This is a genomic window from Dickeya sp. MK7, from assembly GCF_000406305.1.
Taxonomy (GTDB): Bacteria; Pseudomonadota; Gammaproteobacteria; order Enterobacterales; family Enterobacteriaceae; genus Dickeya; species Dickeya fangzhongdai.
Genome location: NZ_CM001984.1, coordinates 1,826,291 through 1,845,967 on the forward strand (window position 1 = coordinate 1,826,291; position 19,677 = coordinate 1,845,967).

Sequence of the window (19,677 nt, forward strand, 5' to 3'; positions counted from 1 at the left end):
ATGCCCAGCCGGGACTCATTAATATCGCCGTCGGGGCAGGCATCGGTGCCGGGTGTGTGCCAGCGCCGGCATTTCCGGACGATGTTAATACGCCCAGCGATGAAGCTGGGCTTGCGCTATTTGGGCTGGCGCTATTAATGTCAGACTTTCTGTTGTTCTTTTTCCGTTACGGTTGCGGTTTCAGGGACTATTTCCGCGCTTGTTTCCGGCACGGTTTCATTCCCGGCATCGTCTTGCGCTGGCTGTGGTTTTTTCTTACCGGAAAACAGTTTTCTGAAGATGGCGCCGACGGCGAAAATACCCACCAGAATGATTTTCCAGAATTTCACGAACGCCACGCCCATCATCGCCAGCAGGCCCAGTTTCTTGGCGGCAATCCCGCCGATCAGCGCCGCCAGGCCATATTCCGCGACGCGGTCGGTGCTGGCGTTAAAATCGCTGTAGCGCTTGCCGTTGTTGAAGGTCACGGCATTGAGCAACAGCCGGGCTTTGGGTTTTTCTTCGTTGACGGTACCGCGATTGGTGACCAGATTCAGCGACAGATAGCCTTCGCGGCCGAGCAGATAGGTGTTGTAGTTGACGCCCTGATCGTTTTCCGCCATGTTGCTGCCTTCATCGCGCAACGCGGCGGACCAGACTAGCCGGTGGGTCGCCTGCTCGTAGTTGGGTTTTTCAATCCAGCCGAGGATTTCGATCGACGCAATGCCTTTCTTCACCCGTTCTTTATTAGCTTCACGGGTACCTTCTTTCAGGTTATCCAGCAATTCATCGGCATTCCATTCTTTGGCATCGTCATCCTTGATATAACCCGACGAGGTGTAGTCGATGGAAATAAAACCATCGATGTCAGGGTGCAACACCAGACCATAAAAATTACCGCCCACATAATTTCCCAGTTCGCGCATAAATACACGCGCTTCCCGCACCGGAATATAAATAAATCCCTGTGGAAGTTTCAGCACCGCCTGATTACCGAGGTCGATCTCTTTGGGGCCTTCAACACCGGCGCGCTGCATGGCTTCAACGGCGTTGTCCAGCGCGCTGTGAACCTGCGGCGCGGCATTGTCTGCGGCCATGCTGCGAAGAGAAAAGGAAAGGAGAAATATCAGCGCCAGCTGGCTGATTAAACGTACGGAGAGAGCCATAAATCATCCTGATTAATAATAAAAAGAGAGCAAATAGAAAAGCGGGGGGATATTACTCTCGTTATTAATCTATCTCAATTATATTCGCGATTACTTATTCAATCGTATTTATAATTATAAATAAAATAATCACTAGTTAATAATAATGGCGTGATTTGGTATCTCTCGGCCAACGGGACGCTTCCCGGCCAGCGTCGTGCCGGGAAGCGGGGCGATTAGCTCTGAATGTCGCCTAACCACTGGCGCAGCTTGTCCGCGCTCTGTGCGCCGGTCAGTCGGGCTTGTTCCTGACCGTCTTTCAGCCACAGCAGGGTGGGCAGCGAGCGAACCTGTAGCTGTGCGGCGTGCGGCACATGATGGTCGGCGTCCAGATAGTGGCAGGACAGACCATTGAACGCCACGTCGCCGATGACCGTTTCCAACTGGCGATACAGGCTCTTACAGTGCACGCAGCGTTCCGCGCCCACCAGCAGCAGTTGGTTGCCAGCGGGCAGCGACAGCGCTTCATCCGGCGCCAGCGATAAGGCGGTAAAGCGATGACGGTTGACGGCGAACAGTTTCGGGCTGCGTTTCAGCTCTTCGCTGTCGGTAGCGACGCACAGCGCATCGCCGCCGCGCTTGTATGGCCGGGTATCGCTGACGGGAACGACGCTGGCGAAACCGGGCTGCGCGGCGCCAGGCTGACGCAGGCGGGTGTTGTCCGGCGCCTGCACCGGGGTTTCCTGCGGGCGCGGCAGTTGCGGCACCCAGTCGTACGGTACCCGGTAGGCGCGGTACAGCATGTTGGTGTTGACGCTCTTGCCCCAGAACGGCGAGATGTACTCCCAGACTACCTCATGGTCGGCCGTCACTTCGAACAGGCGGCCGTTGGCGCCTTCGTTGATCAGCGTGTTGCCGTTCGGCAGGCGCTGGATATTGCTGATATACGGGCTGTAAAACCGGAACGCGTCGGTCGGGTGCGGAATACCGGCTTCGTACGGCGAATAGCGCCAGACGATGTCCAGCGTCACCGGGTTGATTTCCAGTACGCGCGAGTAGTCGCGCCATGCGTTCTTCACCCCGTCGGCCGACGCCGGATTGGGGGCGCCGTAACCGGCCCAGCCGCCGTTGTCGAACACCAGAATATTGCCCGCGCCCGGCAATCCGGCCGGGATCATGTGCGCATGGTGTTGGCCGATGATCCAGCCCAGATGTTTCAGCTCCGGCGTGCTGTAATCCGGGCCGAGCCGCCACACGATGTCGCCGCTCTGCTTGTCGATGATGGCGATGATGTTGGACTCGCGTGCGTCCCAGATAATGTTGTCCGGATGGAAACGGGCGTCGCCCTGATCGAACCACGGGTTGGGACCGAGGGTGGACATGGAGTTGATATGCATCCAGTCGCCCATGCCGCCGCCGCTGCTGCGCATATTAGGGTTGCGGTACAGCGCGGTTTTGGCGGCGTCGTCAAAGCCCAGTTCGTCGAAGTGATCGCTGCAGCGCCATTCCCACACCACGTTGCCGTCCCAGTCCACTTCGATGATAGTGTCGTCGAGCAGCAACTTGTCGCTGATTTTCGGGTTGTGCAGGTTCTGGTGCGCCAGAATCAGCGTATTGCCGCCGAGCGCCTGCGGTTCGAGACCCGGCGCGTAGTACCCCACCGGGTTGCCGCTGCGCTGGTAGTCGTGATGGGCGCGCGCCATCCACTCCGGCGGCAGATCCGGGTCGCTGATGTGTTCGTAACCGTTGAATTGCCAGACCCGGTTGCCGTCCCAGTCCAGTTGCACCACATCCACCATGTCCTGCATGCCGTACCGGGCGTCGCGCTGGCCGCTGTGGCCGAGGATATAACCGCCCGGCAGAATTTTATTGGGAAAACCGTGCAGGCCTTCCCACAGCCGCAGCGCCGCCCCGTTCATGTCAATCAAGACCGCGCCGGTTTCCAGCGCCTGGAAGACGGTGTAGCCGCCCCAGGCTTTGTCCGGGTGGTAAATCGTGGTGCCGGTCGGGTAAACGGAAGGGTGTCCCATGTGCTACTCCATTTAGTCAGTGATAATCGTGGCGTCGGGCAAGGCCGAGGCGTCGGAGTGAGTCAGCAGCGTGAGCAGTTCGCTGCACTGCTGGTGGAAGGCCTGGCTGTCGCGCTGACGCGGATGCGGCAACGTCACCGTGGCGATGTGTTTCAGACGGCCGGGGCGCGGCGCCAGCACCACGACGCGGTCGGCCAGATAGACCGCTTCTTCCACATCGTGGGTGACCAGCAGGGTGGTGGTGCCTTCCTGCTGATGAATCCGTCGTAGTTCCTGTTGCATCTGTTGTCGGGTCAGCGCGTCCAGCGCGCCGAACGGTTCGTCGAGCATCAGAATGCGCGGGTTGCCCACCAGCCCGCGGGCGATCGCCACGCGTTGCGCCATGCCGCCGGACAACTGGGCGGGCAGGGCGTCGGCGAACTCGTCCAGATGCACCAGCCGAATGAAATGGTCGACCCGGCGGGTAAGGTCGGCGCGGCCGATCTTCTCGCTCGCCAGCCCCAGCTCGATGTTCTGGCGCACCGTCAGCCACGGAAACAGCCGCGGTTCCTGAAACACGATGCCGCGCTCGCCGCCGATGCCGTTAATCGGCGCGCCGTCCACCAGAATGTGGCCCTGATAGTCGTCATCCAACCCGACCAACAGGCGCAGCAGCGTGGATTTGCCGCAGCCGCTGCTGCCGACAATCGCCACCAGCTCGCCGGGATAAATCGCCAGCGAGAGGTCGTCGATGACCGTCAGCGGGCTGCCGCCGACGCGAAACTGTTTTTTCAGGCGGTCGAAGGCGACCACCGGTTGGGGGCGCGGTTGCGTCATTGGGTGTCTCCTGTGGTGCGCCAGCGGGTCACGCGGCGTTCCAGCCGCTGGCCGAGGTAGTCGATCAGCGCGCCGGTGACGCCAATCAGCAGCATGCCGCTGAGAATGATGGGCATATCCAGCAATTGCTGGGCGTTGATCATCAGGCTGCCGATCCCGACGCCGGACGACATGAAATATTCCGCGCCGATGGCGCCGAGCCAGGCGTAAATCATCGCCAGCCGTAGCCCGGTGAACAGCGCGGGTGCCGCGCCGGGCAGGATCAGTACGCGCAGGCGGCGCAACCACGGCAGGCGCAGCACCTGCGCCACTTCCTGCAAGGCGAGGGAGCGCTGGCACACGCCGCGATGACTGGCGACCAGCATTGGAAAGAACGCCACCAGCGCGATGAAGGTCACCTTGCCGCCGTCGTCGTTGCCGACCCAGGCGGTAATCAACGGCAGCCAGGCAAACAGCGCCACCTGACGCAACAGCGTCAGCGTCGGGGTAAATACCGCCTCGGCGCGCGCGCTCAGCCCCAGCGCCAGCCCGGCCAGCAGACCGGCGCTTGCGCCGAGGGCGCCGCCCATCAGCGCGCGCCACAGGCTGTGGCGCATGGCATCGGGCAACGAACCCTCTCTCACGCCATGCCAGATAGCGCGGAGCACATCGCCGGGCGGCGGCAACAGCAGCGCATCGATCCACCTGTGATAGCTGGCCAGTTGCCACAGCGCCAGCAATAGCAGCGGCGCCGCCAGCCCGATGGTCTGACCGGCGGGTACGGCGTGCAGCCGACCGACCGGCGGATGCGGCCAGGCGATCAGCCGTTTGTCCAACTGGTTGATGCCCCATTCCATCAGCAGGCCGGTCAGCCCGATGACGGCGATACACACCAACACGATATCCAACTGGAATAGCTGGCGTCCCCACACCATCAGATAGCCGATGCCCTGCGACGAGGCGAGCAGTTCCACCACAATCAGCGACACCCAGGCTTGCGACAGCGCCAGCCGCAGGCCGGTAAACCACACCGGCAACGCGGCGGGCAGAATCAGCCGGGTCAGACGAGTAAGCCGCGGCAGGCGCAGGGTGCGCGCCACGTAGAGCAAGTGTGGCGGGACGTCGCGTACGCCGCGTTGGCTGTGCAGCGTCACCGGCACGATCACCGCTTTGATCAGCACCGCCAGCTTGAGGCCGTCGTCGATGCCGAACAGCACCATAAACAGCGGGATCCACCCGAGCGTGGGGATTTGGGCCAGCGCGTAGACGGTGGGATACAGCAGCCGTTCCGCCCGCACCGATGCGCCCATCAGCGCGCCCAGCAGCGTGCCGGCCAGTACGCCGGCGGCAAGCCCGCTCACCAGACGGTGCAGGCTGATCAATAACTGACTGAGCAGGTCGCCCTGCAACAGAGCGACGGCCGTTGCCGCCACCCGCGACGGGGCAGGCAGGATTTGCGGCGGCATCCATCCCTGCAGGCTGCTGAGGCTCCACAGCAGCAACACCGCCAGCGGCAACAGCAACGGCGCGGCGATACGCCGGGTTTGACGCGGCGTGAGCGGGCGTGTCGCCTGCGGGGCTTTCACAAACCAGGATTTATGCATGACCAATGGCTTATTCATTTTTCTTTGTAAGCTCAGTCAAAACGAAGAGATAGGGTATAAAAACCTGATTTCCCGGTGATACGCCAATGCAATAAACCGATATTAGGCGTGCAAGAAATGCATATGACCCGCTACCCGGCACCGGTGCTGATTTATGCTTTTTTTTGCTGATAAATCATGGAAATGTTATTTACGGCGCACCGGTCGCGTTCGCTAGTTTCTCGCCATTGAAACCGCCTGCAATGAGTGGAGAAAATCATGCAACAACAACAAGATCGTCATCGTTACCGTGGCTGGCGCCGCCTGTTTAAAGGCGCGGGGCTGGTGCTGTTGACGGTCGCGGCGCTGGGGAATTCAGCACGGGCGCAGGAGGCCAAACCGACGGAAATCCGCATCGGGCTACCGGATCAGAGCGCGGGCAGCAAGCCGTTTATCGGCGGACCGCTGGGGTTGGCCTATATTCGCCACAGTCTGGAACAGGCGTTTGAACCACAGGGCATCAAGGTGCATTGGTCGTTCTTTAAAGGCGCGGGACCGGCGGTGAACGAAGCGTTGGCCAACCAGCAACTGGATGTGGCGTACCTTGGCGACCTGGCGGCGATCATCGGCCGCTCCGGCGGGTTGCCTACCCGGGTGCTGCTGGGGTCGCGCGGCTCGAGTTCGTATCTGGCGGCGACGCCGGAGTCCGGCATTCAGCGTATTGAGGACCTGCGCGGCAAACGGGTAGCGGTCTACAAGGGTACTGCCGACCAGCTGTCGTTTGAGCGGGCGCTGAAAAGCGCCGGGCTGAACGAGCGGGATATCCGGGTCATCAACCTTGACTGGACCGCCGGCAAAGCGGCGCTGGCGGCCCGGCGCGTCGACGCGGTGTGGGGCGGCGTGTCGCTGCTGGCGCTGCGCCCGCAGGGGATTCGCATCATAACCTCCAGCCGCGACCTGGGTTGGGCCAATACTACTCAGGCGGTCGTGCTGGCGACGCAGGATTTTATCCAGCGCTACCCGCAGGTCACTCAGCAACTGGTGGCGGCGCTGGTGCAGGAAGCACAGTGGGCCAGCGACCCGGCGCATCTGGCGGACTATATCAAACTGATGGCGGACCAGAGCCAGATTCCGGCGGCGCTGTTTGAAGAGCAGTTCCGGCCGGATTCGCTCAACCTGCAAACGTCGCCGCGTCTGGACCCGTTCCTGCGCAGCAACCTGCAGGACAGCGTGCAGCGCGCCGGCGCGGCCGGATTAATTCGTTCCGCTTTTTCGGTGGAGGAGTGGCTGGATAATCGCGTTGTCGATCAGGCGCTGACCGACCTGAAGCTGGAACATCAGTGGCCGGCATATGACGCCAGCGGCAAACCGCAGTAATGCTTTATACGGGAGCGGGCTGGCGTAGCCGGTCCTGTTCCAGAATGGCGTCGATCATCAGTTGCGCCAGCGGCGGCAGCGGTTTTTGCAGGCTGGAGATAACGCCGAACCGGGTCTGCATTTGCGCCCATTCCGCGGGTTGTTCGGTGAGGGCGATCTCCACCAGTTGATGGCTGTCGCGGCCAAGCGCAAATCCGTCCTCGCTGGAAAAACTAATGGCCTGGGTATGGCGCAGTACGCTGAACACCGAATGGATGTGGTCGCACTGAATCTGCGGGCGATAGTCCGGCTGGCCGGTCAACGCCGCCAGCACTTTACGCATGCCGACCGGCAAATAGGGCGACGCGAGCGGAAAGCGCAGCAGGTCGTCGGGCGTGACCTGCGCCTGCTGCGCCAGCGGGTGGTCGCGATGGCAGATGAAGAAACAGCGGCGTGGGTTGAGCGGCTGCACCCGCAACTGCGGGTCCAGTTCGGCTTGCCAGGCGTCGGCCACAAAAAACGGCCACTCTTCGGCCTGTAGCCGCTGATGCAGCGCGTGCCAGTTGTCGACGCAGTAGGTGATGCGCGCTCGCGGCCGCAGCAGGTGAAAGGCGGATATCGCCTGCGGGATCAGCGCCGCCGCCGGCGCCGGGCCGCAGCCGAACGCCAGCTCGCCGGCGTCATCCTCGCCGAGTTGCCGCATATCCTGAATCAGCTCCCACGACAGCGCCTGCATGCGCTGGGCGAAAGGCAGCAGCTTTTTGCCCTGCCTGGTGAGGGTGAACTGCTTGCTGTGCCGCTCCACCAGCGGATGGCCGAGGGTTTGCTCCAGCGTCTGAATGCTGCGGCTGAACGCGGATTGCGACAGGCAAACCGCCTCCGCCGCCTGCACAAAACTGCGGTGTTCCGCCAGCGCCAGAAAATTGCGCAGTTGTCGTAAATCCAGATGCATGATGTTCTCGCCCGGGCATGGAAATCCGGGCCAGCCTAGGCTGACGGGCGTTGGCAAAGCAATGAACAAAAACGCATAACTTATAACAGGTTATCTGTCGGTTTTGTCCGGGCGATAGATGGTGGAGACACCGGCTGGAATATCCCGCTCTTCCGAGACCCGCTTGCCGAAGCCTGCGGATCCCGGTCTGAGCAATCTAACTCAGCTTTATAAGCCGATGCATCCGGTGTGTTATCTCTTTATCCATGTGCAGCGTTGTCACCCTTTTAAGTCGCGAAGTATGGCGTCATTTTCTGGCTAATGCGGCAATATCCACGCTGCTCAACGCCCCCGACAAGATCCTGAAATAGTCATAACGCCCCTTTATATTGGCGTCGCGCGCGTACTGCGAGCGGCCAAGATAGGCCGACTCAGCCACGCCAAGCTGATAAGGTGCTAGCGTAAATTTTTCATTACGTCCTACCTCTATGCCATCGAGATAGACGATGCAGACATTACCAGACAATGTCATCGCAACATGTACCCATTTACCGACTGGGAATGTGGTGTCTGCCGTCACGCCTTCGACCATATAACCATGTAGGATCGATATCCTAAACGTTGGCTTCCCGTTATTTCCAAATGGTGTCAGGCTGATCCAGCGGCGTTCGCCAGAACCAATGTCGAAAATCCTGCCCCACGAACGTGAATCGTCCGCACAGAATCTGGTTTCAATTGTGAAATCACCCAGTTTCGACAGGGGGCCATCCGGCAGTTTCAGGTAGCCATCTACGCCATCAAGCACCAGCGCAGTACCCGTGCCATCCGGTCCCGTTCCCCAACTGGCACCGCCTGACAGCGAACTCACTCCCCACTTGCCTGTGCTGTCTGCGGCAGTAATGCCAGAGCCTTCGTTCAACGCAAGATGGAATATTTCTTCCACCTGAATCGGTACTCTGACGGTGTCCGACGCCGCGGTTTCTCCCCCGGCAATGAACGCTTTCACGCGATAGTAGTAGCTCGCTGCCCTCGTAATATCGCTGTCCGAATAGGTCAAAAGATCAATGATGTCAGGCGCAATGACGGTGAACGGCCCATTAGCGACGGTGGCGCGTTCGAGGGTATAGCGCGTAGCGCCAACAACCCCCCACCAGGAAAGTTCTACCTTGTCGCCACGGCGGTTGGCAGTCAGGCCGGAAGGGCGCAACGCCGTCGTCTCAACGGCCAGGTCGCGTGAGAACAGTAAAGTACCGTATCCCGTTCCGTCGCCCCCGCCGCCGTATTCCGGGTACACTTTTTGTACCTGTTTGAACACATAGGGCGTTGCAATACCTTTTCGCTTTGCATAGTGGTTATAAATAGCCTCCCAGCATGGCCGTTTATTCCCTTGGCTCGACGAGGAAACGGCTTCCATCAAGCCATGCCTGTTGCGGTAGTTCATCCAGGGCATTGCATAGAACCCGCCCGTTTCGTCGTTCAGGTTTGATTTCGCGACAAACTCTGCACCGGCAAGAAAACGGTTATTGTCGTATCCATAAATGTCATCGCCTTGATTCCATGCCATTTCACAGAAAGCCGCGCCCAGACTTATTCCTAGCGTAGTGTGTCCCTGATCGCGACCGCTTTCCTGCCATTGCCCAAGGTAACCGGGATGCACATGTACCACTGCTTGCATGCCGGCTCCGTTGCCCTGACCGTATTTGTAGTAGTCAATCGCTTCCTGATAGATGTCGGGGCGATCGCACAGCACGCCGATCGCCAGAATATTAGCTATCGCGCATTGGTCCCAATTGGCCCAGTAATTGGTGATATCCGCACCGTTATGCACATCCAGGAATTGCCTCGACATCGGATAGAACACCGTCAACATCATATTCTGGAACCGCTCCAGGTCTGCTGCAGCCCACCCGGAATAGCTGCGCATGATTTCAGCAACGTTGGCAAATTGATAGCCGTAGATACCCGCGGCCAGCCAGCGATCGGCGTTGCCAGTGACCGTCTTTAGCGTGGAAGACCACGCATTAAGATACTTGATCGCTTCCTCTGCATACGCGGTGTCTTGCGTGATTTTCCAGCGTACCGCCAGACGGTAGGAACGCTGCACATCAACATACAGTAATGAAAAATTCTGCCCGTCACCTCCCCGCACAATTGTCTCAGTGGCGCGCGGGGTCGCCCCCAACTGTGAATAGGCATCTTTTACAAACGGTTCCCATCCATCTACCCAGGGTTTCTCACCGGTTGCCAGCTTCTTGCTTATACGGACGAAGTCATCTTCAGTGTGCAACAAGCCGGGATGGGTGAAGGTGCGGTTTTCTGCGTGAAGCGCCGGCGCAACGGTGCCCGTTGCTGCGGCTACGATTGCACGAGTTAGAAAACTGCTTCTAAATCGCCCCAGCAGCCCGCTGAATACGATACTCGCGCCAGCTTGCAGAAAGCGACGCCGTGGCATGGAGTCCAGTTGTTTTTGAGTAGTCACAGGCGTGGCGTCTGCTTCTGGTGTCGACGGAAAATCACGCTGCAGCGTGTGTGGTATTCTCTTCATGATGGACTCTCTCCCTGATGATATGAATTAGCAGTGCTCTGCGGCAGTTCTTTCTCAATAATCGCCTGTAAAACCTAAAAGTGGGGAATTCCATGCGCCACTTCGTAAACGTGGCGCGTGTCCTCCGTCTCTCGTGAGAATATAACGGTATAGTCGATGTGACTCTGCTTTTTTAGCGCACCTGTGAGCCGCTCCTTTATTTTTAATGCAGGGTAACCGCATGCCGGATATTACCCGCCGGACAGAAATCATCTTGCTCGTCTGCTGAAGAATCGGCACTAAAAATAAAAACGACTTTCTGTGAAAAAAGCCGTTTTCGGATCGGTTCTAATCAAAATTTATTAATGGTTAACGGCACGATTGTTACATTTCTTGCCCTATAGAGAATGGCTCAAATACCTATTTCTGGAACCGAATGAACCAGTTTTCCTTTATAGTAGGTTTTTAATACTTTAGTTTTATGAACTTGTTTGATAGGAATTTTGAACAGATTCCGATCAAGCACGATAAGATCCGCGGACTTGCCAAGTTCGATCGACCCCGTATCCTTTTCCAGCCCCATCGCCTTCGCGCTGTTGATAGTATAAATGCGGATCGCTTCTGCCAGATCGACAGCTTCATCGGGCGCCAGCGTTCCAGGGACATCACCCAATGGGTTCTGTCGTGTTACCAAACCTTCAATACCGATCCACGGAGACGGTGTCGGACCACCTGCTGGCCAGTCAGAGCCTCCGGCCACCAGCGCCCCTGCGCGGAGCAATTTCATCGTGGGGACAAAATCTCTCATACGCTCCTCACCGACAGTAACAACGCTGGCTTGCGTCATATCCGATGGGAACCACAGCATCGGCGACAGGTCGGCTGCTACACGAAGCCTGGCGAAACGCGGCAAATCCTGTGGCGCAATCAGATGCGTATGGGCAATCTGATGCACAGGTCCATTCGGCCCATTGATTTTACGTACTTTTTCGACAGCATCTAACGCAAGCTGTAATGAACCATCTCCAGCCGCATGTAACTTGGTGGAAATACCTTGCTTGTCGAGCTTAGTCAGAATGTCAACTACCTGGTCTACCGTGTAGTGTGTTTCACCATGAAAATTATTGCCGTGGACATGGTCTGGAACATAAGGAGCGAGAAGCTTAGCCGTGTAAGCGGGCGGCACACCATCAAGGACGAACTTGAAGCGGTCGGGGAGGAAATTCGTCGTACGATAGACGTCGCGTCTGGCAAACAGTTCCATTCCGGCTGCGCCTTCATCCAGTAATGGGGTTGAGACGACAGAGGCCAAAATCTTCAGCGGTAAGCCTTCTGCCCGATCGATTTTGCTCCAGATCCGCAGATTCACTTCGGAGCTAACGGCTTCTTGCACACCCGTGATACCCAGAGAGACCATCGTCTTTGCTGCACCTCGTCCAGAGGTCAGGCGTTGCTCCTCCGTTCGGGCAGGAACAAGACTTTGCACATGCTGGAAGGCAGGGAACTCCTGTAACAATCCGGTAGGTTCGCCAGTCACCGCATCTTTGACAATCACGCCGCCGGCAGGGCTGACGGACGCGGAGGTGATGTTTGCCAAACGCATCGCTTCACTATTGATCCAGCGGTTGTGATAGGAATCGTCACGCAGAATAACAGGATGCCCGTTGCTGACTTTATCCAGCCTGGCCAGTGCGTCGGCGCTCATAAGTTCAGACATGCGCGGGCTCCCCCATGATGAGCCGATAACCCATCCACCCGGTTCCACCTGTTTCGCACATTCGGAGACTCGCTTTAGCATCTCGTCCAGCGAGCTCTTGCCAGGGAAATTACAGGAGAATAGATCTTCGTATCCGCCATCCAGCGGGTGGGCATGCACGTCATTGATGCCGGGCATCGCCATTCCCCCTTTGAGGTCAACAACCTTGGTATTGGGGCCGATGAGGTTGGCGACCTGCGCATTGGAACCAATAAATACGTAACGACCATCGCGCACTGCAATCGCTTCAACCCACGGTTGATGCTGAGTGACGGTGAAAATATTGCCATTACGTAAAACCAGTTCGGCGGGTACGTTCTTTTCTGCGACGGCAGAAGAGGGAATAGAAAAAAGTAAACCTGCTATAGATGCAACAAATCCGACCCGTACCAGAAAATGGTTTTTTGTCGGTACGTTCGAAGCTAATGGCGGCTTCCTTACACACGTCAATTGGGGGCTACACCCTTCAATATTACCTACACTGGCTCTTGTCATATATTCATCTCCCTATGTATTTTTTTACGCTATTCCACTAGCTGGGAGTTACATCCTCCATATATTGTTACAATCGGATAATGCAAATTGAGCTATTAGTGATGTGAAGGCACAAATAGCAAAAACAGCGGTGCTATTCGAGAAATGTGGCATTCTTAGAGAAGCACTGATGTATTCCCGATAAACCCATGTTTGACTTATTGTGACACGACATTAAGGTATTCTGGAGACGGTTTCGACATACTGTTAATAACAGGTATGTTTTGATTAACTTGTGTTTTTGCGCAATCTGTAGATCGCGTCAGGCTATGGGTGTTGTGTTTTCTGGGGAACCCTGTTCCCCAGCCATCCGGTGAAAGAAACGTTTCAGGTCTGCGCCAGCGCGCAGCTCACATCCAGAATTTCTTCCGCCGAGCCGCGGTTGAACAGGCCGATAAAATCACGCCGCACCGCCAGCAGAATCAGTTCGCCCTGAGCATTGGCGGTCAACGCCAGACCGTAGTTTTCCATCTGGTCCCCGCGCGTTTGCACATACTGATTGAGCAACTTGAACGGATCGGTTCGCGTCAGATCGCTGCCGTTCAGCTTGGTTGCCAGATAGTCGTGGCCCAACAGCGGCTGACCGAGCGACACCCAGTCGTAACCGATGTTAGCGCTTTGGGCGCGCAGTGTCTGGTAGACCTCGGGTTTCAGGCAGGAAATATGGATATGCAGCTGGCCTTGCGTGCGGCCGTACAGCGAGTTGATCGCCAGCCCGAGCGCGTCGTCCCCGATCGGTTTGCCCATTTGGCTCGACAGCCTGTCGCGGTAGCTCCAGGCGGCGGCAAAATAGGCCGGCGTACCGGGTTGCAGCAGCAATGGGCTTTCAATGCCGCTGATGCGATCGGTCGGGATCAGCAGGTCGTGATACGGTCCGCGCCGGTCTTTGAACAGGGCGTAATGACCTTGCAGATTGACGTCCAGACAAGGGGCGGGCGAGTTACTTTTCTGCTGGTTGGGTACGCACTGCTGGCTGACGAACGTCCACAGCGCGTTGCCATTGCCGCGGCGGGCGAAAGGCTGCCAGAAATAGAGCAGTAGGGCGACCAGCAGCAGCGTAACGATCAAACCGAGAAGGTATTTCTTGCGTATCATGGCAGGATTCCGTGAAGGGTTGTTGCCGCATGGTTATTGATTGCAACGCAATTGTCGCAACGTTATTTGTTGCAAGGTGATTCGTCGTATGACGACAGGCTGCATTCGTGTGATGACGCGCCGCATAGTGCCGTGCGCAGATGGCGCCATGATGACAGCCGGCCGATGCCGATCAATCGGCCGACGCGCTCTCGCCGATCAACGTGCGGATAACCTGAACGACCTCTTCCACCAGCAGGCTGCGCGCATGCTGGGGCGGGAAGATCGCCAGATAGGCGACGTCAATCTTCGGTTCAAAGGGTTTGATCAGCAGCGTCGCTTCGCTGGTGCGGGCGGTAATGGCATCGACAATTCCCACCCCTAATCCGGCGCCCGCCATGACGCAGCAATGGCGCAGCGAGGTTTCGATCGGGCTTTGCAACGCCACATCCTGCGCGGTGATAGCCTGCGCCAACTGTTCCCGTAACACGGTTTTGCGCCCCGGCAGGATCGAGCGGTAGTGGTTCAGGTCGTCAAGGGTGATACCGGCGCGGCCCGCCAGCGGGTGGGTTGGCGCGACGACCGCGACCGCCTGGGCGACGCCCAGCAGGTCGGCCTGCAAACCCTTGATTGCCGGCGTACTGTTGATAAAACCAATGTCGTACTGGTTGCTCAGCACCATTTCGGTGATCGCCAGCGTGCTTTCCACATCCATAGAAAGCGCCACATCCGGGTATTTCTTCAACAGCGAGGGGAAAATGCGTTCGGTACAGAGGTTGGCGAGCGCGGACACCGCGCCGATGCGCAGCACGCTGCCTTTGGCGTGACGGATGTCGTCCGCCACCCGCAAAATGTGATCCAACCCCAGATACAGCCGTTCGATCTCCCGGAAAAGCTTAAGTGCTTCTTCACGGGGTTCGAGTCCCCGGCCATCCCGATCAAACAGTTTTAGTTTAACCGCGTACTCAAAATCCTTGATCAGCCGGCTGACCGCCGGTTGGGTGATATTCATGATGTTGGCGGCCTGTGTGATGCCGCCGGTCAGAATCACCTTATGGAATGCTTCAACCTGTCTTAAGTTGATACGGCTCATAGATGTTACCAACCATAATGTTTATTTATGAATTCGGTACAAAATACGATTTTTAATTATTTTAACCAACACGTAGACTCCATCCCGAAGGTTACAGTTTGTCATAGATTTGCACAAAGCGTGATAAACCCGAATGCGGGATGGATCCGAATTTAAAGGAGTAACCATGAAAGGAACGTTGTTTGTTGCCGGCCTGATGACGCTGATGCCCATCGCGCAGGCAGCGGATTTGACGATTGGACTGGCGTCATCCACCACCTCGATGGATCCGCAGTTTTATGTCGGCGGCGCTAACAGCGCAATGGCCCGCAATCTGTTCGACGGGCTGGTTAACCAAAACGAAAAACAACAAATTACCCCTGCTCTGGCGGTGTCATGGAAAGCTCTCGACGACACCACCTGGCAATTTACATTGCGACCGAACGTCAAGTTTCACGATGGCACCGATTTTAACGCCCGGGATGTGGTGGCCAGTGTGAAACGCATCGCGTTGGCGGCGAAAAACAGCCCCAGCGCTTACACGCCCTACGTGGCGGACATCAGCGAGGTTCGTGAAATCGACCCGCTGACGGTGGAAATCAAGACCAAAGGACCGGCGGCGCTGCTGCTCAACAACCTGAGCCGCATCGCGATACTGCCGGCGCGGCTGGCCGACCAGCCGACCGACGTGCTGAACGGCGGTAAAGACGTGATTGGCACCGGCCCGTTCAAATTTGTCTCCTATACCCCGGATGACAAGGTGGTGCTGAGCCGTAACGACCACTACTGGGGCGGCAAAGCCGAGTGGGACCAGGTGACGTTGCGCGTCATCAAGAACAGCAGCGCGCGCATTGCCGCGTTGCTGTCCGGCGATGTAGACATGATCGAAAGCGTGCCGACCGCAGACCGCGCGTCTATCGCGCGTCAGCAGGCTTTCGCCACGGAGTCGGTGCCGGGCAACCGCATTTTGTATCTGCACCCGGATCAGGACAGAGACGAGTCGCCGTTCGCCAAAGGCGACGACGGCAAGAATCCGCTGAAAAAAGCGGAGGTGCGTCAGGCGATGTCGCTGGCGATCAATCGCGACGCGCTGGTGCAGCGTATCCTCGACGGGCAGGGGCTGCCTTCGTCGCAGCTGGTGCCGCAAGGGTATCCGGGATATTCCGCCAAGATACCGGCGCCGGTTTACGATCTGGCGCAGGCGAAACAAAAACTGGCGGCGGCGGGCTATCCGAACGGCTTTACCCTGACGTTCCACGCCTCGAACGATCGCTATCCCAACGACGCCAAAATCGCGCAGGCGCTGGGGCAGATGTTCAGTCAGGCGGGCATCAAGACCGAGGTGGTCACCATGCCCGGCAACGTCTACTTCGCCAAGGCGGCGCAGCGTGAATTCAGCCTGGTGATGGGCGGCGCGGCGATTGAAACCGGCGAGGCGTCCGGCGTGCTGGGGCCGTTGCTGGAAACCTTTGGCCCGAATGCCGGCCAGGGCAACCGGGGACGGTATTCCAATGCCGAATTTGACAAGCTGCTGAATCAGGCACGCGCCACGCTGGATGAACGGCAACGCGATGCTCTGCTGCAGCAGGCAACCGAATTGGCGATGAAAGAGCAAGGGGTTATCCCGCTGCTGTTTCTCTCCAATACCTGGGCAATGAAAAAAGGCTATAGCTACGTGGGCCGCACAGACGGCTACACATTGCCCTATTTCGTTCACAAGCAGTAAAACGGTGAGTTTTTCACCCGGCGCTGGTGGTGAATGAAAATGATGTATACCCAAATAATTCGGGTTGCAGGAAGGCGGCAACCGAGTGAATCCCCAGGAGCTTACATAAGTAAGTGACTGGGGTGAGTGAGGGCAGCCAACACACCTGCAACTCGAAGTATGACGGGTATAGTGCGATTTTTACGTTAACACCAGGGTTCTCCCATCAGGCCGTGTCCCGCTGCATTGCGCGGCGGGACACTCCGCCTGCCACTTTCAGGGTCACTCCATGAGCGAATTCTTCGGCGTATTTCCCTATCTGGTTTCACCTATAAAAGCGAATGGCGATGTGGACAAAACCGTCCTCGCCGAACTGGTCGAGCACCTTATCGCCAGCGGCGTACATGGTTTGACGCCGCTTGGCAGCACCGGCGAATTCGCTTATCTGACCGCAAAGCAGCGTTTTGATGTCGTCAGCACCGTGGTTGACGCGGCGCGCGGCCGGGTGCCGGTGATCGCCGGCGTAGCCGCCACCACCATCCAGGATGCGGTGGCGCAGACGCAGGCTTACCTCGGCCTGGGCGTCGACGGCATTCTGGCGATACTTGAGGCTTATTTCCCGTTGACCGATGCCGGCGTGGAGAGCTACTTTCGGGCGATTGCCGAAGCCGCGCACCCCATGCCCGTGGTGCTGTACACCAATCCTCATTTCCAGCGTTCCGACTTAAGCCTGCCGGTGATCGAGCGTTTAAGCCACGTGGATAACATCCGTTACATCAAGGATGCGTCCACCAATACCGGCCGGTTATTGTCTATCATCGAACGCACCGAAGGACGCATGCAGGTTTTCGCCGCCTCGGCCCATATTCCCGCCTGCGTCATGCTGATCGGCGGCGTCGGCTGGATGGCCGGCCCGGCCTGTATCGTGCCGCGTCAGAGCCTGGCGCTGTACGAGGCGGCCAAACGCGGCGACTGGCAACTGGCGATGGAACTGCAACGCCCGTTGTGGCGGGTGAATGAAATTTTCGCCAAATACTCGGTGGCCGCCTGCATCAAGGCCGCGCTGGAGATGCAGGGATTCGCGGTCGGCAACCCGATTGCTCCGCAACAGCCGCTGAATCATCACGCGCGGGAAGAAGTCGCCAGCGTGCTGAAACTGGTGGGCGCTCTGTGAAGTCGATTCCCATCATCATCGATTGCGATCCCGGTATTGACGACGCGCTGGCGTTACTGAGCGCGTTTGTCGCCCCACAGCTGGCGATTCAGGGCATTACCGTGGTGAACGGTAATCAGCCGTTGCCCAACACGCTGCGCAATGCGCTGCAGATCGTCGAACTGGGCGAGCGTACCGATATTCCGGTGTTTGCCGGTTGCTGGCAACCGATGTTGCGCGAGCCGATCCACGGTCAGTTTCATGGCAAGAATGGGTTGGGCGACAGCGATTTTCCCGCGCCGCGTAAAGCGGCGGAAATGCAGCACGCGGTTAACTTTCTGATCGCCCGTTGCCGGGCGGCGGCGCAGAGCGGCGAACGCATTACGTTGTGCTCGCTGGGGCCGTTGACCAACCTGGCCAGCGCCTTCTGTATCGCGCCCGATATCGTGGACGGCATCGAACGAATTGTATCAATGGGCGGCGCCTGCCGGGAGCTGGGCAACCGCACCATGACGTCGGAATTCAACATGCTGGCCGACCCGCATGCCGCGCACATCGTCTTTTCGCAGGAACTGCCGATGACGCTGTTGCCGCTGGACGCCACCCATCAGGTGATCCTGACGCCGGAGCGCGTCAGCGAACTGGTGGCTCACGCCGGGCGATTGCGCGCTCCGTTGAGTCAACTGATGGCGTTTTGGGATCGCAATGATGTTAAACGTTACGGCTCCCGCGGCGGGCCGCTGCATGACCCGCTGGTGATCGCCTGGGTATTGCGCCCCGATTTGTTCCAGACCGAACGGGCGCGAGTGCTGGTGGAGCATCAGAGCGAACTGTGTATGGGACAGAGCGTAATGGATATCTACGGTAAATCCGGCCTGTCGGCGAACGTCGATGTGGTCACCGGCGTGGCGGTCGACGAGGTGTTTCAGTTGTTCTGTCAGCTGTTTTCAGCTTATGGAACCGCGTGATGACACGTCAGCGAATCATTATTGACACCGATCCCGGCGTAGACGACGCCATTGCGCTGTGGCTGGCGCTGGCTTCGCCGGAACTGGAGGTGTTGGGTATCACGGTGGTGGCCGGCAACGTGGCGCTGGAGAATACGCTGGCGAACGCCCGGCGGATTGTGGCGCTGTCCGGTCGTGATGACGTGCCGGTGTTCGCCGGTGCGAAAAGGCCGCTGATCGGTCCGCAGCGCTACGGCAAGTACGCCCATATCGGCGCATTCAGCGATGAGCTGGTGCCGGCGGGCGAGTGCCGGGTCGTGCAGGAGCACGCGGTGGATTTTATCGTTCGCACGGCACGTCGGGCGGCGGAAGAACAGAACCCGATTACCTTTTGCGCCATCGGGCCGATGACCAATCTGGCGCTGGCGTTGATTCAGCACCCGGACGTCGCGCGCGGCATCCGTCAGGTGGTGACCATGAGCTGCGCCTTTACCGCGCTCGGCCACCGCACGCCGTGGGCGGAATTCAATATCTATGCCGATCCGCACGCCGCCCGCCGGGTATTCGGCAGCGGCATTCCTTTGGTGATCATGCCGCTGGACATGACGTTTCAGGCGCTGATTACCCAACAGGAGATCGACGTTTTGCAACGTGACGCCGGGCGGCCCGGTGAGGCCATCGCCCGCCTGTTGGGCGCTTTTGACCGCAGCGACATGGCGCGTTTCGGCCGCGAAGGCGGTCCGGTGCATGACGCCACCACCGTGGCCTGGCTATTGCAACCGTCGCTGTTTGCCGGACGGGAGGCGCTGGTCGGGGTGACCGTCGCCGGTGAAACCGCCGGGCATACCTGGGCGGATTTTTATGGCAAGCTGTCGCAGGCGCCTAATGCGCAGGTGATGCAGTCGGTAGATGAACCCGGTTTTCTGTCGTTGCTGGTCCGGGTGCTTAGCCGCTACGGCCGGCCGGATATCCCGGAGCGTCACGCGTAGAGCCTATCTCAATAGGCGTAATGGGCGCAGTCAGTTTGGACATGGCAGCGCGGAGACAACATGCAACGCATGTTGAACGGACAAAGCAATTGGTCCGGCCCAAC

At 58.4% G+C, this 19,677-nt stretch carries 14 protein-coding genes; 5 read left to right on the forward strand and 9 right to left on the reverse strand.

What is annotated here, in order from left to right:
* Nucleotides 1–140: 140 nt before the first annotated feature.
* From DXXMK7_RS07940 to DXXMK7_RS07955, 4 genes are all read right to left on the reverse strand, one after another.
* Nucleotides 141–1,145, reverse strand: a complete 1,005-nt coding sequence (locus tag DXXMK7_RS07940) for a DUF2167 domain-containing protein (RefSeq protein WP_071605192.1) — start codon at nt 1,143–1,145, stop codon at nt 141–143.
* A gap of 215 nt (nt 1,146–1,360) precedes the next feature.
* On the reverse strand, nt 1,361–3,154 hold the full coding sequence (locus DXXMK7_RS07945; RefSeq protein WP_038918611.1) for an aryl-sulfate sulfotransferase: 1,794 nt from the start codon (nt 3,152–3,154) through the stop codon (nt 1,361–1,363).
* 12 nt (nt 3,155–3,166) lie between these two features.
* Entirely contained in the window at nt 3,167–3,970 is an 804-nt protein-coding gene (locus DXXMK7_RS07950) for an ABC transporter ATP-binding protein (protein WP_038918613.1), read from the reverse strand.
* Entirely contained in the window at nt 3,967–5,571 is a 1,605-nt protein-coding gene (locus DXXMK7_RS07955; RefSeq protein WP_038918614.1) for an ABC transporter permease, read from the reverse strand. Before DXXMK7_RS07955 ends, DXXMK7_RS07950 begins: the two co-directional genes overlap by 4 nt.
* 240 nt (nt 5,572–5,811) lie before the next feature.
* On the opposite strand from DXXMK7_RS07955, the gene DXXMK7_RS07960 reads away from it, so the two are divergent.
* On the forward strand, nt 5,812–6,909 hold the full coding sequence (locus DXXMK7_RS07960; protein WP_038918615.1) for an ABC transporter substrate-binding protein: 1,098 nt from the start codon (nt 5,812–5,814) through the stop codon (nt 6,907–6,909).
* 4 nt (nt 6,910–6,913) lie between these two features.
* On the opposite strand, the gene DXXMK7_RS07965 is transcribed toward DXXMK7_RS07960, so the two are convergent.
* The 5 genes from DXXMK7_RS07965 to DXXMK7_RS07985 all read right to left on the reverse strand — a co-directional run bounded on the left by DXXMK7_RS07965 (nt 6,914) and on the right by DXXMK7_RS07985 (nt 14,800).
* Entirely contained in the window at nt 6,914–7,840 is a 927-nt protein-coding gene (locus DXXMK7_RS07965; protein ID WP_038918616.1) for a LysR family transcriptional regulator, read from the reverse strand.
* Between the two features lie 286 nt (nt 7,841–8,126).
* The gene (locus DXXMK7_RS07970) at nt 8,127–10,364 is read right to left on the reverse strand and encodes a LamG-like jellyroll fold domain-containing protein (protein ID WP_049842655.1); all 2,238 of its coding nucleotides are present in this window, start codon (nt 10,362–10,364) and stop codon (nt 8,127–8,129) included.
* Between the two features lie 391 nt (nt 10,365–10,755).
* Nucleotides 10,756–12,594, reverse strand: a complete 1,839-nt coding sequence (locus DXXMK7_RS07975) for an amidohydrolase (RefSeq protein ID WP_082171006.1) — start codon at nt 12,592–12,594, stop codon at nt 10,756–10,758.
* A gap of 366 nt (nt 12,595–12,960) precedes the next feature.
* Entirely contained in the window at nt 12,961–13,728 is a 768-nt protein-coding gene (locus DXXMK7_RS07980; protein WP_038918617.1) for a CDP-diacylglycerol diphosphatase, read from the reverse strand.
* A 172-nt stretch (nt 13,729–13,900) separates the two neighbouring features.
* On the reverse strand, nt 13,901–14,800 hold the full coding sequence (locus tag DXXMK7_RS07985; RefSeq protein WP_038918619.1) for a LysR substrate-binding domain-containing protein: 900 nt from the start codon (nt 14,798–14,800) through the stop codon (nt 13,901–13,903).
* Between the two features lie 166 nt (nt 14,801–14,966).
* Between DXXMK7_RS07985 and DXXMK7_RS07990 the strand changes: the two genes are divergently transcribed.
* From DXXMK7_RS07990 to DXXMK7_RS08005, 4 genes are all read left to right on the forward strand, one after another.
* Complete coding sequence (locus DXXMK7_RS07990; protein WP_038918620.1) at nt 14,967–16,505, forward strand: ABC transporter substrate-binding protein; 1,539 nt, start codon at nt 14,967–14,969, stop codon at nt 16,503–16,505.
* Between the two features lie 268 nt (nt 16,506–16,773).
* Nucleotides 16,774–17,658, forward strand: a complete 885-nt coding sequence (locus DXXMK7_RS07995) for a dihydrodipicolinate synthase family protein (protein ID WP_038918621.1) — start codon at nt 16,774–16,776, stop codon at nt 17,656–17,658.
* On the forward strand, nt 17,655–18,605 hold the full coding sequence (locus tag DXXMK7_RS08000) for a nucleoside hydrolase (RefSeq protein WP_038918622.1): 951 nt from the start codon (nt 17,655–17,657) through the stop codon (nt 18,603–18,605). Before DXXMK7_RS07995 ends, DXXMK7_RS08000 begins: the two co-directional genes overlap by 4 nt.
* Entirely contained in the window at nt 18,605–19,573 is a 969-nt protein-coding gene (locus tag DXXMK7_RS08005; RefSeq protein WP_038918623.1) for a nucleoside hydrolase, read from the forward strand. Before DXXMK7_RS08000 ends, DXXMK7_RS08005 begins: the two co-directional genes overlap by 1 nt.
* Nucleotides 19,574–19,677: the final 104 nt, after the last annotated feature.

Bases quoted from the DNA above. Each gene is read 5' to 3' on its own strand.
- DXXMK7_RS07985 (WP_038918619.1), bottom strand. From the start codon at position 14,800: ATGAGCCGTATCAACTTAAGACAGGTTGAAGCATTCCATAAGGTGATT.
- DXXMK7_RS07970 (WP_049842655.1), bottom strand. From the start codon at position 10,364: ATGAAGAGAATACCACACACGCTGCAGCGTGATTTTCCGTCGACACCA.
- DXXMK7_RS07940 (WP_071605192.1), bottom strand. From the start codon at position 1,145: ATGGCTCTCTCCGTACGTTTAATCAGCCAGCTGGCGCTGATATTTCTC.
- DXXMK7_RS08005 (WP_038918623.1), top strand. From the start codon at position 18,605: ATGACACGTCAGCGAATCATTATTGACACCGATCCCGGCGTAGACGAC.
- DXXMK7_RS07950 (WP_038918613.1), bottom strand. From the start codon at position 3,970: ATGACGCAACCGCGCCCCCAACCGGTGGTCGCCTTCGACCGCCTGAAA.
- DXXMK7_RS07965 (WP_038918616.1), bottom strand. From the start codon at position 7,840: ATGCATCTGGATTTACGACAACTGCGCAATTTTCTGGCGCTGGCGGAA.
- DXXMK7_RS07945 (WP_038918611.1), bottom strand. From the start codon at position 3,154: ATGGGACACCCTTCCGTTTACCCGACCGGCACCACGATTTACCACCCG.
- DXXMK7_RS07995 (WP_038918621.1), top strand. From the start codon at position 16,774: ATGAGCGAATTCTTCGGCGTATTTCCCTATCTGGTTTCACCTATAAAA.
- DXXMK7_RS07990 (WP_038918620.1), top strand. From the start codon at position 14,967: ATGAAAGGAACGTTGTTTGTTGCCGGCCTGATGACGCTGATGCCCATC.
- DXXMK7_RS07975 (WP_082171006.1), bottom strand. From the start codon at position 12,594: ATGACAAGAGCCAGTGTAGGTAATATTGAAGGGTGTAGCCCCCAATTG.
- DXXMK7_RS07955 (WP_038918614.1), bottom strand. From the start codon at position 5,571: ATGAATAAGCCATTGGTCATGCATAAATCCTGGTTTGTGAAAGCCCCG.
- DXXMK7_RS07960 (WP_038918615.1), top strand. From the start codon at position 5,812: ATGCAACAACAACAAGATCGTCATCGTTACCGTGGCTGGCGCCGCCTG.
- DXXMK7_RS07980 (WP_038918617.1), bottom strand. From the start codon at position 13,728: ATGATACGCAAGAAATACCTTCTCGGTTTGATCGTTACGCTGCTGCTG.